This is a genomic window from Saccharothrix isguenensis, from assembly GCF_052936305.1.
In genome coordinates this window covers 3,590,195-3,605,959 of the sequence record NZ_CP193626.1, presented here as the reverse complement: position 1 = coordinate 3,605,959, position 15,765 = coordinate 3,590,195, and the positions used below count along the sequence as shown (strand labels likewise).

General features: G+C 73.9%; 7 protein-coding genes. 3 read left to right on the top strand and 4 right to left on the bottom strand.

All coding sequences use genetic code 11. From position 1 onward, the window contains the following. Nucleotides 1–14: 14 nt before the first annotated feature. The 3 genes from ACRAKI_RS16640 to ACRAKI_RS16630 form a co-directional block, all read right to left on the bottom strand. Nucleotides 15–920 (bottom strand): GHMP family kinase ATP-binding protein, encoded by a 906-nt coding sequence (locus ACRAKI_RS16640; protein ID WP_447008001.1) that lies wholly within the window; start codon nt 918–920, stop codon nt 15–17. Nucleotides 921–932: 12 nt separating this feature from the next. Next, nucleotides 933–1,694 carry a thioesterase II family protein gene (locus tag ACRAKI_RS16635; RefSeq protein ID WP_447008000.1) on the bottom strand — a complete coding sequence of 254 codons (762 nt, stop codon included), beginning with the start codon at nt 1,692–1,694 and terminating at the stop codon, nt 933–935. Nucleotides 1,695–1,878: 184 nt separating this feature from the next. Next, nucleotides 1,879–7,380 (bottom strand): amino acid adenylation domain-containing protein, encoded by a 5,502-nt coding sequence (locus tag ACRAKI_RS16630; RefSeq protein ID WP_447007999.1) that lies wholly within the window; start codon nt 7,378–7,380, stop codon nt 1,879–1,881. A 228-nt stretch (nt 7,381–7,608) separates the two neighbouring features. On the opposite strand from ACRAKI_RS16630, the gene ACRAKI_RS16625 reads away from it, so the two are divergent. Genes ACRAKI_RS16625 through ACRAKI_RS16615 form a run of 3 tightly spaced genes read left to right on the top strand, consistent with a single transcriptional unit; the run spans nt 7,609 to nt 13,460 of the window. After that, complete coding sequence (locus tag ACRAKI_RS16625) at nt 7,609–10,740, top strand: non-ribosomal peptide synthetase (protein WP_447007998.1); 3,132 nt, start codon at nt 7,609–7,611, stop codon at nt 10,738–10,740. A gap of 6 nt (nt 10,741–10,746) precedes the next feature. Further along, nucleotides 10,747–11,931, top strand: a complete 1,185-nt coding sequence (locus ACRAKI_RS16620; protein ID WP_447007997.1) for an NAD(P)/FAD-dependent oxidoreductase — start codon at nt 10,747–10,749, stop codon at nt 11,929–11,931. A gap of 17 nt (nt 11,932–11,948) precedes the next feature. Then, nucleotides 11,949–13,460: an AMP-binding protein gene (locus ACRAKI_RS16615; RefSeq protein WP_447007996.1), complete on the top strand. Its 1,512-nt coding sequence runs from the start codon at nt 11,949–11,951 to the stop codon at nt 13,458–13,460. Nucleotides 13,461–13,468: 8 nt separating this feature from the next. Here ACRAKI_RS16615 and ACRAKI_RS16610 read toward each other — a convergent pair whose 3' ends face one another. Beyond that, on the bottom strand, nt 13,469–15,757 hold the full coding sequence (locus ACRAKI_RS16610) for a non-ribosomal peptide synthetase (RefSeq protein ID WP_447007995.1): 2,289 nt from the start codon (nt 15,755–15,757) through the stop codon (nt 13,469–13,471). Nucleotides 15,758–15,765: the final 8 nt, after the last annotated feature.

Below are 15,765 nucleotides of genomic sequence, written 5' to 3'. Positions count from 1 at the left end.
GCACCGGACGACCGTCATGGCGCGCTCTCCGACCACGACTCGGACAACGACCGGTGCATCGACACCAGACCACCGACGACGGCCCGCACGGCTTCGGTCTTGGCCTCCAGCTCCGCCTCGTCCGCCGGGAGCAGGACGCCGAGCAGCGTGCCGCTGTGCGCGAGCACCAGACCCAGGCCGTCCACGCGGCGGCACGCCTCGCGGAGCGTGCGCAGGCGCAACGTCGGATCGCCGCGCAGGGCGAGTTCGGCGCTGCGGGTCGCGACGCGGCCCACCTCCGGCAGGTCGCCCGCGCGGACGGCGTCGACCAGGCGGGTCAGCAGCCGGGCGTACTCGATGCGGTCCTCGGGCGGGAAGACGTGCGGGCGGTTGTTGAACGACACCGTGTCCACCTGGCCGCCCCGGTCGTGGGCGATGACGACCGCCGGTGGCAGGGGGCCGAGACGTTGCCGGAGCCGGACCTCGCGGTGGTAGAACGCCACGACGTCCGGGTACATGACCCCGTCGGACGGTTCCACGCCGCGCAACGCGGCCTCGATGTGCGCCGGTGTCTGCACCAGCTCCAGCCCCGCCGCCACGGCCCGCGCGGTCGCCACGAGGTCGGCGGACGAGCTGGCCATGCCCTTGCCCTCCGGCAGGTCGCTGCTCAGTTCCAGGTGCGCGCCGACCGCGCGGCCGGCGGCGGCCATCACTCGGCGCATCACGGCCAGCGCCTTCGTCTTGTGCGGCGGCGACACGGTCAGCCGGTCGTGGGCGTCGCACAGGCACACGACGGCGGTGCTCCACGCCTCGATCGGGAAGGTCACCAGGAACTCCGGCCCGTCGTCCGGCAGCGCTCCCTGCAACAGCTCGCCGAACGTGCCGAACGCGCGCCCGACCGCCACCGGTCCGCCGCGGCACGCGCCCGCCCTCGTCAACACCGCCCGCACGTCCTAGCCCGTCCGCCGGGCCCGGCGCACGACCGGGTGCGGGTCCAGCGCGGTCGAGATGACGTCCCGCAGCGGCTCGGGCGCGTCCAGGAACGTGTAGTGGTCGCCGTCGAGCAGCACCGGGTGGTGCGCGTCGGTGTACACGTCCCACCCGCCCATCCGGTCGGGTCGGATCTCGACGTCACCGGCCCACCCGATGCCGTACACGGCGCACCTCAGCTTCTCCGGCGCGTCGAGCCGGTAGCGGCGCTGCGTGGCCAGGTCCTCCTCCAGCACGTCGAGCGCCATCTCCTTGAAGTCGGGGCTGAGCTGCCCGCCGAGCCGCCGGATGAGGCCGTCCAGCTCGCCGTCCAGCTCCTCGCGGTGCAGCCACAGCCAGCGGCCGAACGGCTTCTCGTGCGCCGCGACCTGCGAGGACAGGAACAGGGCGGTGATCGCCCGGTCGTGGACGCGTTCCAGCTCCAACGCGGTGGCGAACGCCGAGAGCGCCCCGCCGCAGTGCCCGAAGAACCCGGCGGGCCGGTCCAGGTACGGCAGCAACCCGACCGCCGCGTCCCGCGCCATCCGCTCGTACGTGCCGGGGTGCGGCTCCCGCAGCCGGCTCTCCCTCCCGGGCACCTGCACGGGGAGGACTTCCACGGGTCCGATGCGACGCGGCCACTCCCGGTACATCGACGCGCCCGTGCCGGAGTAGGGGAAGCAGAACAGGCGGGCGGGCGCGTCGTCGGCCGGCTCGCGGAACAACCACTTGCGGGCGTCGGTCACTGGTGCGCCTCCCTCGGTGCGGGCGTTCGGACGGCGCTCCTGGTGGGGGCCGGTCGGCAGCGGGACCGGCGGCCGGGTGGGTCGAAGCCCGCGAAGGCGTCCGCCACTCCGCCCCGCGCTGCGAGGCCCCGCGCCACGCCGGACCACCGTCGGCGGCCCGCTGTCGACTCGCGGGTCGGCGCGATCATGGCTCCACCACGTCCGCTCCGCCGGTGACGACAGCCTGGAGCACGGCGGCGACCCGGTGCACGTCCGGCTCGGTCAGCACCTCGTGGTGACCGCCCGCCAGGTCGTGCACCCGCAGGTCGTCCACGACGCCGCGCCACGCCTCCGCACTGCCGACCGCGCGCCCGTCCCGGCCTTCCAGGTAGTGCGCGACGCCGGGGTAGCGCTTCGGCCGGTGGCCGCGGTGCGCGGCGAGGTTGGCCCGCAGGACCTGGACGCGGGCGCGCAGTTGCGCCAGGTCGAGGCCGGTGCCGGGCAGCGCGGCCAGCCGGGTGAGGCGTTCGTCGGGCGTGCCGCCCCCGTCGTCCCCCGCGCCGGACATGCCCAGCACCTCGCCGACCAGCAGGTCCACCGCGCCGTCCGGCTCGATCGGGCCCACCTGGTCCGGGAACGCGGCGTCCAGCATGGTGAGCGTGATGTCCCGCTTGCCGCGCGCGTGCAGCAGGCACGCCACCTCGTGCGCGAGGACCGCGCCGAACGACCAGCCGAACAGGTGGGCGGGCTCGTCGGGGTCCAGGTACGACAGGTAGTGCGCGGCCTGCTCGGCGACGGTGGGGTGCGGCACGTGACCGGTCTCCAGGCCCGCGCTCGCGATGGCGCGCAGCGGACGCCCCTGCGGCAGCAGACCGGCCAGTTCGCGGTAGCAGAACACGCTGCCGCCGACCGGGTGGAACAGCCACACCCCCGGCTCGTCACCGGTCCGGCGCAGTCGGACCACGGTCGCCCTGTCCGCCCGGGTTGCGCGCCCGGCGTCCAGGAAGGCCGCGAGGGCGCGCACGGTGTCGTGGCCCAGCAGGTCGGCGACGGTGACCGCGGCGCCGAAGTCGTGGCGCAGGCCGGCGACGAGCCGCAGCGCGGCCAGCGAGTGCCCGCCCACATCGGTGAACGGCACGTCCGCGCCGACTTCCGGCAGGTCGAGCACCTCGGCCCACCTCGCCGCGACGGCGCGCTCGGTGGGGGTTTCCGGCGGGCTCGCGGGGGCCGGGACGGCGGCGCCCGGCTCGGGCAGCCTGCGGCGGTCGAGCTTGCCGCTAGGGGTCGAGGGCAACTCCGGCACGGTCACCCACGTGCTGGGGACCATGTGCCGAGGCAGGTGGTCGGCGGCGTGCCGGCGCAGCGCGGCCACCTCGTCGGCGTGGGCCACGCAGTAGGCGACGAGGCGGTCGCCGCTGTGCACCACGGCCACGGACCCCGATGCCACGGCTCCGGCGAGGACCGCCTCGACCTCGCCGGTCTCCACCCGCACACCGCGGACCTTGACCTGACCGTCCTCGCGGCCCAGGTACACCAGGGCGCCGTCCGGGCGTCGCCGCACGAGGTCACCGGTCCGGTAGAGGCGTTCGACGGAGCCATCCGGCCAGGTGTGGACGGGGAACCGCTCGGCGGTCAGCTCCGGCCGCGCGTGGTAGCCGTGCGCCAGGCCCACACCACCCAGGTGCAGCTCGCCGGGCACCCCGACCGGGACGCGACGCCGCCGGCGGTCCAGGACGTGCGCGCGCATGTTCGCGATGGGGTGGCCGATGGGCACCCGGCCGTCGTCCTCGTCGGCGCGGCACCGCCACCAGGTGACGTCCACCGCCGCTTCCGTCGGCCCGTACAGGTTGGCCAGCTCCGCGCCCGACCCCGCCGCGAAGTCCCGGTGCAGCGCGCGGGGCAGCGCCTCGCCGCTGCTGATCACCAGCCGCAGCGACGGACAGCGGCGCGGACCGTCCGCGTCGACGAACGCCCGCAGCATCGACGGCACGAAGTGCAGCACGGTGACCGCCTCCGCGCCGATCACGTCGACCAGGTAGTCCGGGTCGCGGTGCCCACCGGGGCGGGCCACGACCAGCCGCGCGCCGGTGATCAGGGGCCAGAAGAACTCCCAGACCGACACGTCGAAAGTCGCGGGCGTCTTCTGGAGCACCCGGTCGTCGGCGGTCAGCCGGAACTCGTCCTGCGTCCAGCGCAGCCGGTTGACGATCGCCCGGTGCCCCACCACCACGCCCTTGGGCCTGCCGGTCGACCCGGACGTGAAGATCACGTACGCCGCGGCGTCGGGCGTGACGTCGACGGCGGGCGCCGACGCCGCGCGGTGGGCGGCCATCTCCGCGTCCGCCGGCACCGCTGTCCCGCCGGGCAGGTCCACGTCGGCCAGCACCAGCGCTGCCCCGACGTCCGCGAGCTGGTCGGCGAGCCGCGCGGGCGGGTCCTCCGGATCGAGCGGCACGTACGCGCAGCCTGCCTTGAGCACCGCCAGCAGTGCCACGACGAGGCCGGCCCTCCGCTCCAGGCACACCGCCACCCGGTCGCCGGGCCGCGCGCCCGCAGAGGCGAGCTTGATCGCCAGGTGGTTCGCGGCCTCGTCCAGCTCCACGAACGTCAGGGCCACGCCCTCCGCCACGACGGCCGGCGCGTCCGGCGTGCGGCGCACCTGCTGCTCCACCAGGTGGTGCAGCACGAACGGCCCCGGGTACTCGCGCGCGGTGTCGTTCCACCGCGCCAGCTCGACCTTCTCGGCGTCGGACAACAGGTCGGCGTCCGCGTGCCGCGCGTCCGGATCGGCCAGCAGCGCCCGTGCGGCGGCCAGGTAGTAGTCGTGGAACCGCCGCACGTCGGCGGTCGGCACGCGGGCGGCGTCGTAGCGCAGGGTCAGGCTCACCACGCCGGAGGAGGCGTCGGACTGGAATTCCGCGCCCAGCAGGAAGTTCGTCGGCGTCGACCCGTCCTCGCCGAGCACCTCGAACCCGGCCGGGATGGCCGACTCGTTGTGGAAGTGCGTGTAGTTGAAGAAGACGTCGAACAGCGTCCGCCCGCCGGCCTCCCGCTGCACGCTGCTGAGCGGAACCCGTTGCCGGGGCTGGATCTCCACGTCCTCGGCCATCACCGCCGCGACCAGGTCCGCCCACGACTCGTCGCCCAGCGGCACCCGGAACGGCAGCGTGTTCAGGAACAGGCCCGCGACCCGGTCGCCGTCCGGCTCCGGCACCCGGCCGTTGTAGACGACTCCGGTCAGCACGTCGTCCTCGCCGCCGATCAACCCGAGCACGCGCACGTGCAGGGCCAGCAGCACGACCCGCAACGGCACCCGTTGCCGGGCCGCGAAGTCGGCGAGGCCGGCGGACAGGCCGCCCGGCAGCTCGTGCCCCAGCACCGCCATGTCGGGCACGCCGGTGTCCGGGCCCGCGGGCACGCGCGTCACCACGTGCCCGGCGAGCCGGTCCCGCCAGAACGCCAGCTGCTCCGGGTCACGGGCCGCGGCGCGTTCCAGCGCCACGAACGAGCGGTAGCGGGCGCGGGGCGGCGGGGCGATGGTGGCCGGCCGGCCCAGCTCCTCCAGGTACATCGCGAGCAGCTCGGTGAACAGCAGGCGCTCGCTCCAGCCGTCGAAGGCGGCGTGGTGCAGGACCGTCCACAGTTGCACGCTGTCGGCCGACCGCCGCTGCACGTGGAAGCGGACGAGCGGCGCGACCGACGGGTCGAACGGACGCGCCGACTCCAACCGCATCCGATGTGCCACGACCTCTTCGGTCGGCGCTTCCTCGAACGTGACGGGCGGCTCCACGGCGGAGTGCACGACCTGCAGCGGCTCGCTGAACCGGCCCGGCTCGAACGAGGTCCGCAGCACCTCGTGGCGCTCGGTCAGCCGCCGGACGGCTGCCCGCCACGCGTCCTCGGAGTAGGCCGGCACGCGCACGTGCGTGGTCAGCACGTCGTGGTACATCGTGTGCACCGCGCTGGTCTCGCTGTGGTAGAGCATCCCGAGTTGCAGCGAGGCCAACGGGTACGCGTCCACGGCCGTCCCGGGCAGCAGCGCCCGGTCGGCCTCGGACACGAGCGCGAACGGTTCCGACACGGGTGCCGGTTCGTCGCCGACCCGCGTCACGACGGCGGAGAGCTCGCGGATGGTCTGGTGCCGCAAGAGGTCCCGGACCTCGAACCCGACGCCGCGATCGGCGGCGCGGGCGGCGATCTGCACGACCCGGATCGAGTCGCCGCCCACTTCGAAGAAGTTGTCGTCGATGCCGATCCGCACGCGGCCGAGCACCTCCGCCCACACGCGCGCCAGCGTCCGCTCCACGTCGTCGCGCGGCTCCGCGTAGGAGGTCACGCGCCGCCGCACCGGTCTCGCCACCGTCGCCGCGGGCCGCTCGCCGGTGAAGAACTCGGCGAGCGGCCGTTCCGGGTCCTGCGCGGCGAGTTCGAGCACGCGCACGTACCGCCGCGCGAACTCGCGCGCCCACTCGGGCGAGAACAGGTCCGCGCGGTACTCCATCTCCACGCCCGGGCTTTCGGCGAGATCGTTGAACTGCAAGGAGATCGGGTACTTCGCGGTCGCCGAGTCGACCTCCGCGGGGGCGAACGACACCGGACCCGCATCCACCCGGCCCAGCGCGGTGTCCCCCAGCGTGAAAGCGGCCTGGACGAGCGGTTCCACGCCGGGCAGCCGGACCGGGTTGACCCGCCGCACCACGAGGTCGAACGGCACCTCCTGGTTGTCCTGCGCGCGCAACGCCGTGGCCCGCACCTGCGCGACCAGCTCGGCGAACGTCCCGGGCGCCGCCAGGTCCGCCCGCACCACGACCATGTTCACGAAGCACCCCACGGTGTCGCGGAACTCCGGGCGGGTCCGGTTGAGCGCGGGCACGCCCACGAGCACGTCCGACGAGCCCGCGAGGTCGCCCAGGACCAGTTGGTACGCGGCCAGGTACGCGGCGAACGGCGTACCGCTCGCCTGCCGAGCCTGGTCGCGCAACCGCCGCACGACAGCAGGCGGGAGCGACCAGTCGTGCGTGCCGCCGGCCCTCTCCGCGGCGGCGCCCGCCGGCACGTCCGAGGGCAGCTCCAGCACCGGAAGCTCACCGGACAACGCCGTTTCCCAGTAACGCAGCTGGCGCTCGGCGGAAACCCCTTCCAGCCACTCGTTGTGCCAGACGGCGTAGTCGCCGAACTGGTAGTCGACCTCGGGCAGTTTCGGATCCGCGCCCTCGACGAGATCCCGGTACGCCTGCGCCAGTTCCTCGACGATCACCCGCACGGACCAGCCGTCGCACACGGCGTGGTGGAAGCACAGTGACAGGAGCGACCCGGTAGCACCGAGGTCCGCGAAAGCCGCTCGGAACAACGGTCCCGCGTGGAGGTCGAACGGTCGCGCGACCTGCGCGCGCATCCACGCCGGCACGTCGTCCACGTCCGACGCGGTCGCGAAGTCGACGGTGAAATCGTGGTCGACGACTTGGAGCAGACCCTCCGGTGTCACGCGGAAACGCGTGCGCAGGGCCTCGTGCCGGGACGCGACCAACGACACGGCGCGGTGCAGCGCCACCGCGTCCACCGGGCCGTCCGCGCGCAGGAACACCGGCACGTGGTAGGTCGGCGCGGAACCCAGGGTGGTCTGGACGAAGTGGAGCTGCGCTTGGGTCTTGGAGGCGGGGAAGGCGTCTTCGCCGCCGGTGTCGTGGTGTGGTTCTCCGCCGTGCACGAGTTGCCCAGCCCCCCATCAGCGCTACCGGTACGGCACCCCACTGCCTCCGCGCCGGGAGGACCCGGCACGGTGACGGCGCGCTCTTACTGTTCTTCCATCGGTTCAGCACCGTGTCAACCCTGTTGGCACAAACGGATTCCCGCGCGGACGACGGCCCTGCCGGCACGCCGGGATGTGCGCTACTGTCGGCGACGGCCGCGCGTTACGCGAACCGCTGGGGGCAGCATGCGCGAACGGGTTTTTCCCTTGTCGCCGCAGCAACGCAGGCTGTGGGTCCTGCACCACCTCTTCCCCGACCTGCCGGTCTACAACGGTCCGTACGCCTACCACCTCGGCGGCGCCGTGGACGTGGCGGCGCTCGAACGCGCGGTTCGGGCGGTGGTCGCGACGCACGAGTCGTTGCGCACCGCGTTCCCCCTGCGGAACGACGAACCCGTGCAGATCGTCGCCGACGAGGTCGAGTTCTCCTTGCCCGTGCAGGAGACCGACGACGTCGCGGGAGCGTTGCGCAGCGCGGCGCGCACGACTTTCGACCTGAGCCGTTCGGGTGTTTTCGACATCAGGTTGATCCGGTCCGCACACGACGAGTGCGCGCTGTTGGTCAACCTGCACCACATCATCACCGACGCCAGGTCCAATCAGGTCATCGCCGAGGACATCGCCGCGGCCTACGGCAGCATCGTCGCGGGCGGCGAACCCGACCTCGTCGTGCCACCGCCCTACACCGGGCACGCCGAGCGCACCGCGGCGCGGCTGGCGGACGGGCTGGCCGCGCGGCAGCTGGACTACTGGACGCAGGCTTTGGCCGGACTGCCCGCGCTGCTGAAGCTGCCGACCGGCCGGGCCCGGCCGACCGAGCAGCGGTTCGAAGGCGCGTTGCTCGACGTCCAGCTGGACGCGGCCACCGTCGCCGGGCTCACCGCGCTCGCGCGCGAGCACCGCATGACGCCGTACATGGTCCTGCTGGGCGTCGTGGGGTTGCTGTTGCACGGCCACACGAGTGAGAACGACGTGCCGATCGGCGTGCCGGTTTCGCACCGCACCGACCCGGCGCTGGACCGCACGGTCGGGTTCTTCGTGAACTTCGTGGTGCTGCGCAGCCGCTACCGGCCCGACGCGACGGTCGGCGAGTACCTGGACGCAGTGCGCGCGTCGTGCGTCGGCGCGTTCCGCAACCAGGACGTGCCGTTCGACGACGTGGTCCGCCGCCTGGACCTCCAGGGAACGCTCAGCCACAGCCCGCTCGCCCAGGTCGTGGTGAACTACCACCACGACTCCCCACCCGCGCCGGAGTTCGCGGGGCTGCCGTCCCGGTGCGAGGTCGTGCCCACCGGGTACGTGCAGACGGACCTGGAGTTCGACCTCACGCCCGCGCCGGACGGCTCGCTGTCGGGCACCATCGCCTACGCCGAAGCGCTGTTCGACGCCTCGACCGCCGCCCGGCTGGCCGAGGGCTTCCGCGCGGTGGCGCACCGGGTGGCCACCGCGCCGGAAACCCGGTTGGCGGAGCTGGAGTTGCGGGCGGACGCGGAGGTCGCCGCCGTGGCCGCGTGGAACGCCACCGGCGCGCCGGTCCCGGAACCCCTCCTGCTCCACCGGATGGTCGAAGAGCGCGTCGCCGCGCAGCCGGACGCGCCGGCCGTGGTGTACCGCGACGAGGAGCTGACCTACCGGGAGCTGGACCGGCGGGCCGACGCGGTGGCGTTCCGCTTGCGCGCGCTGGGCGCGGGCCCGAACCGGGTGGTGGGTGTGCGCGTGGACCGCTCGGCGGAGCTGGTCGTGGCCCTGCTGGGTGTGCTGAAGTCCGGCGCGGCGTACCTGCCGCTGGACACGTCCACGCCGGCCGCGCGGGTGCGGGAGATCCTGGCCGACGCGGACGCGGACATCGTCGTCCAGCACGACCCGGCGCTGACGCTGCCCGACGGCGTGCGCGCGGTGGACCCGGCCGCTCCCGGTGCCGCGCCCGCCGTGCGCGGACCCGACCCGCGCCCCGACGACCTGGTGTCGGTCTACTACACGTCCGGCTCGACCGGTATGCCCAAGGGCGTGGCGAGCACGCACCGCGGGTGGGTCAACCGGATGGTGTGGATGCAGCGCAAGCACCGGCTCGCGCCGGGCGAGACCGTGCTGCACAAGACGACCATGACGTTCGACGACTCGGCGCTGGAGCTGTTCTGGCCGCTCGCCGAGGGCGGCCGGGTGGCCGTGCTCGAACCCGGCGCGCACCGCGACCCCCGGGCCATCCTGCACGCGCTGCGCCACTACGGCTCGGTGTACCTCCAGGTCGTGCCGAGCATGCTGATCGCGATGCTGGACGAGCTGGAGCTGGAGCCCGACGACGCGCCGACGACGTTGCGCAACACCACGTCCAGCGGCGAGGCCCTGTACCCGGCGACGGTGTTCCGGTTCCACCGGCTGTTTCCCGGCGTGCTGCACAACACGTGGGGCGCGACGGAGGTGTCGATCGACTCGACGTGCCACACGTGCGGTCCCGACGACGAGGTGGGCTCCGCACCGGTGAGCCTCGGCCTGCCGTTCGACAACAACACCGTGCACGTGCTCAACGCGCAGCTCCAGCCGGTGCCGATCGGGGTGGTCGGCGACCTCTACATCGGCGGCGCCGGCCTGGCCCGCGGCTACCTCAACGACCCGGCGCGCACCGCCGCCGCGTTCGTGCCCGACCCGTGGAGTCCGGGCGAACGCCTGTACCGGACCGGTGACCAGGGGTTCCGCGGCCCGGACGGCCGGTTGCGGTTCGTGGGCCGCAGCGACCACCAGGTGAAGATCCGCGGCATGCGGGTGGAGCTGGGCGAGATCGAGACGACCGTGCAGGGCCACCCGGACGTGCGGGAGGCCGTGGTGCTGGTGCACGGCACGGGCACGGCGCGGCGGCTCGTCGCGTTCGCCACACCCGCCGACCCGGCGCGGCCCCCGGACGTGGACGAGGTGCTGGCGCACGTCCGGCAGTGGTTGCCCGAGCACATGGTGCCGTGGCGGCTGGTGGTGCTGGAGTCGTTCCCCCTCACCAGCAACGGCAAGGTCGACCGGCGCGCGATCGAGATCCCGACCGTGGCGCCCGCCGTGCCCGCGGCACGTTCTCCGCGCAGCGCGGCGGAGTTGTTCGTCGCCGGGCTGTGGGGCGACCTGCTGGGCGTGGAGCAGATCGGGCTGGACGACAACTTCTTCGCCCTGGGCGGGCACTCGCTGACCGCCACCCAGTTCACCGCGCGGGTGCGGCAACGCCTCGGCGTGGACCTGCCGCTGGTGGCGCTGTACGCGGACCCGACGGTCGGCACGGTCGCGGAGCGGCTGGAGGACCTGGTCGCGGCCCGGCTCTCCTCCGCCGCCGAGGTCTGAGCGCCCGTGTTCGACGTCGTCGTGGTGGGCGCGCGGTGCGCGGGCGCGTCGACCGCGCTGCTGCTGGCCCGGCAGGGTCGACGGGTGCTGCTGGTGGACCGGGCGGCGCTCGGCACGGACACCATGTCGACGCTGTTCATCCGTCAACCGGGCGTGGCGCTGCTGTCGAAGTGGGGCGTGCTGGACGCCGTGGTGGCGTCGGGCTGCCCGCCGTTGAACACGATCAGCTACGACGTGGGTGAAGCCCGCCTGGAGTCGCCCGCGCCGACGCTGCCGGGGGCGGATGCCGCCTACGCGCCGCGGCGACACCTGCTGGACGCGCTGTTGGTGCGCGCGGCGGTGGACGCGGGCGTGGAGGTGGCCGACCGGACGTCCGTGCGCGGTCTGCTGCGTGACGGTGACCGGGTCACGGGCGTGCGCGTGGCCGGTGGGGCGGGCGAGCGGGAGGTGCCCGCGCGGCTGGTCGTCGGCGCGGACGGCATGCGGTCGCGGGTCGCCGACCTGGTGGGCGCGCCGGTCGAGGTCAGCGACCCGCTGGCCAGTTGCGTCTACTACACGACGTGGAGCGGGCTGCGCACCGGTTTCGGGTTCCACGAGCGGCCGGGGAGCTGGATCGCCCGCATCCCCACGAACGACGGCCTCACGATCATCTCCACGTACTCCCCGCAACGGGAGTTCGGCGACATCCGGCGCGACCCGCTGGCCGCACACCTGGCGTCCGTGCGGAAGAACGCGCCCGACCTGCACGAGATGGTGGTGGACGGGGAACTCGTCGACCGGATCCGCGGCACCGGGGACCAGCGCAACTTCTACCGGCGCGCGCACGGCCACGGCTGGGCGTTGGTCGGCGACGCCGGGCACCACCTGGACACCATGACCGCCGCCGGCATCACCAACGCGTTCCTCCAGGCGGACCTGATCGCCGACGAGCTGGCAGCGGTGGACCCGGCGGACCCGGTGGCGGTGGACGCGGCCACGGCCAGGTTCGCCGCGCGGCGGGACGAGGCCACCGGCGACACCTACCGCGGCACGCTCGACCTGGCCCGGTTGGAACTGGGCCCGTCCCGCGTGGAGCTGTTGCGCACCGTGGGCACGTCACCCGAGCTGACCGCCCGCTACTTCGCCATGGTCGTCGGCATCATCGGCTCCGAGGACTTCCTGGACGACCCGGACCTGCTCGACCTGCTCTAGAAGCGAAGGAGCCCGGCATGACCTCGCTGTGGGGAGGTGCGATCGACGCACCGTGCCTGCTCGACTCGTTCCACCGGCAGGCCACCGACCACGCCGGCCGGGAGGCCGTGGTGGACGAGGACGGCGCGGTGACGTACGGCGGACTGCTGGACCGCGCGCGGGGAATCGCCGCGCTGCTGCGCGAAGCCGGGATCGCCCCCGGTGACGGGGTGGCCGTGGCCGGTCCGCGCGGCGTGCCGGTGGTGACGGCGATGATCGGCGTGTTGTGGGCCGGCGCGACGTACCTGCCGCTGGACAGCAACTACCCCGCGCGCCGCCTGTCGCACATGCTGTCCGACAGCGGGGCGAAACTGCTGCTGCACGACGGTCCGCCGCCCGCGTTCGAGCCGACCGTGCCGCAGTGGGAGATCCCGGTGACGGCCGGGTCCGGTGAACCGGTGCCGCACGACGACGCCCTGCCGACGTACGTGATCTACACGTCGGGCTCGACGGGGTGGCCGAAGGGCGTGGCGGTCCCGCACCGCTGCCTGGACACCATGGTCGAGTGGCAGCGCACCCACTCCGTGCGGCGCGACCTGCGCACGGCCCAGTTCGCGCCGCTGAACTTCGACGTGTCGTTCCAGGAGGTGCTGGGCACGCTGTGCGGCGGCGGCACCCTCGTCGTCGTGCCGGAACGGTTGCGGCAGGACCCGTTCGAGCTGCTGGACTGGTTGCGGGACAACGCGGTGGAGCGCCTGTTCCTGCCGTACGTGGCGTTGCAGATGCTGGCCGTGGCCGCGTCCGACGAGGACCTGGCGGACGTGCGGCTGGCGGAGGTGAACACGGCGGGCGAGCAGGTCGTGTGCACGCCGGACATCCGACGGCTGTTCGAGCGCCTGCCCGGCTGCCGGTTCAACAACCACTACGGGCAGAGCGAATCCGCCATGGTCACCGCGCACACGCTCGAAGGCCCACCGCGCACGTGGCCGTCGCTGCCCCCGATCGGCACGCCGCTGCCCGGCTGCGAGGTGCTGCTGGACGTGGTCGACCCGGCCGAGCCGGACGTCGGCGAACTGCTGGTCACCGGTGACCCGCTCTCGGAGGGCTACCTGAACCAGCCGGAGCTGACGGCGGCCCGGTACGTGGACGTCGAGCCGACACCACAGGGCAACCGGAAGGCGTTCCGCACGGGTGACCTGGTGCGGTTCGTGGACGGCGTCGTGCACTTCCTGGGGCGGCGCGACCAGGAGGTGAAGATCCGCGGCTACCGGGTGAACCTGCTGGAGATCGAGGCGCAACTGCTGGAGGTGCCGGGGATCGGCAACGCGATCTGCGTGGTGTGGGACGTCGAGGGCTCGAAGTCCGTGCACGCGGCCGTGACCACGGAGCCCGGCGCCCCGCCGATCGACCCGGACCGCGTGCGCGGCCACCTGACCACCGTCCTGCCCGACGCGTTCCTGCCGCAGTCGATCACGACGGTCCCCGAACTCCCCCGCACCCCCAGCGGCAAGGTCGACCGCGACGCGGTGGCCGCGCTGCTCACCGGCTGAGGGCCGGCTCACGTCGTCGGGTTGCGCCGCCTGGTCAAGGACGGGCGGGTGGCGCGGCCCCGGCGGCTGGTGACGATCAGGGCCACCCGCGCGACCGTGTCCGCGTCCACGAGGTCCGAGACCTTCACGTCGGTGGCGAACCGGCGGTTGAGGCGACCGGCGACCTGGATCGCCGCGAGTGAGCCGCCGCCGAGCGCGAGGAACGACTCGTCGGCCGACGGCGCCTCCGGCAGACCCAGGACTTCACCCCAGATCTGGGCGACGGCGGCCACCAGCTCGGCGTCCACGTCGTCCACGTCGTCCACCGCCGCCGCCCGGCGCTCCAGGTCGCCGCGCGCGATCTTGCCGTTGGCGTTGACCGGCAACTCGTCCACGACGGTGATCCGCGCGGGCACCATCGACGCGGGCAACCGGTCCAGCAGGTGCCGCCGGACGTCGGCGACGAGGTCATCGGCGGGGCCGGCGGGCACGAGGTAGGCGGCGAGCGACTGGGCGTGGCCAGCCGCGTCCCGCACGGCCACGACGACGACCTCGCCGACGCCGGGGTGCTCCCGCAGGCACGCCTGCACCTCGCCCAGTTCGATCCGCACGCCCCCGACCTTCACCTGCTGGTCGACCCGCCCGATCAGCTCCAGTTCGCCGTCACCGCGCAGCCTCGCCAGGTCGCCGGTCCGGTACATGCGCGCGCCGGGCGGTCCGGCGAACGGGTCCGGCACGAACTTCTCCGCGGTGAGCGCGGCCCGGTCCTGGTAGCCCCAGCCGACGCCCAGGCCGCCCAGGTGCAGCTCCCCCACCTGGTCCACGCCAGTCGGGCGGCCGAGCGAGTCGAGGACGTAGGCGTTCTGGTTGCCCATCGGCCGCCCGTACGGGATGGACCTCCACGCCGGGTCGACCGCGCCCACGGAGTAGTACGTGCTGTCGACGGACACCTCCGTCGCGCCGCCCAGGCTCACGAAGTGCGCGCCGGGGAACGCCCGCCGCACCGCGTCCGGCTGGCCCAGCGGGATCCAGTCACCGCCGAGCAGGAACACCCGCAGGCCGCCCGCGCGCCCCGTCTTGCCCCAGACGTTGAGGAACAGCGTCAGCGCGGACGGCACGGAGTGCCACACCGTGACGCCGCCGTGCTCCACCAGGTCGACCCAGTGCTCGACGTCGTTCTCCCGGCCCCGGTCGGGCAGCACGATCGCCGCGCCCGCCATGAGCGCGGCGAAGATGTCCAGCACGGTCATGTCGAAGCTGGGCGACGACACGGCGAGGATCCGGTCGTCGGGCGTGAGACCGACGCGCCGGCTCAGGTCTCCGATCATGCTGACGCGGCCCACGTGGTCCAGCAGCGCGCCCTTGGGCTCGCCGGTCGAACCGGACGTGAAGATCACGTACGCGAGGTCGCGGGCGTCCACCGGGGCCGGTGCCGGGCGGGGCGCGGTCGGCATCCGCTCGACCGGCTCCAGGGCGATCACGGGTGCCGACTCGGCCAACGGCACGTCGAGACCCGCCTCCACCAGCACCAGGTCGACCTTGCCGATCCGGTGCAACGCCTCCTGCCGGGCCCTGGGCATCAGCGGGTCCAGCGGCACGTAGGCGGCCCCGGCCTTCATCGCGGCGTACGCGGCCACCACGAGCCCCGCACCGCGCGCGGCGGCGACACCGACCCGCCCGCCCGGACCGACCCCGGCGTCGGCGATCCGCGCGGCGAGGGCGTTGGCCAGGCCGTCGAGGCGCGCGTAGGTGAGCGTGATGTCACCGTGCACGACCGCGACCCGCTCCGGCGAGGCGTCCACGACCTGTTCCACCCGGCGGTGCAGCAGCGGCGGCTCGCCCACCGGCGCCGCGGTCCGGTTCACGGCGGCGAACAGCTCCCGCTCGGCTTCGGCGCGGTGGTCCACGTCGTCCACGAGCCGTTCGTCCGGGGCGGTCACGAACGCCGTCACGTGTGCCGCGATCCGGTCCAGCGCCGTGTCGTCGTCCGGCGCCGCGGTCGACGACACGGTGATCGCCCACTCCTGCCCCAGGGGTTCGAAGCGGAACGTCACGGCCTCGTCGAACGCGACCTCCACGACCGGCCCCGCCACGCCCGTGACCACCGCCGACGCCCGCAACCCGCCGAGCGTGGGCTCCTCGCCCACCGTGGCGGACGACCAGGTGGCCGCGCCCCCGTCGCGCACGAGCAACGCCGTGGGCCGTGCCCCGTACCGCCGCACGAGCGCGCACACGGCCGCCACGAAGTCCCCCACACCCGTTCGGGCGGGCGGGACGGTCGTGGTGGCGTGTCGCCCGGGTCCGGACGTCCAGAGCACGGGGTGGA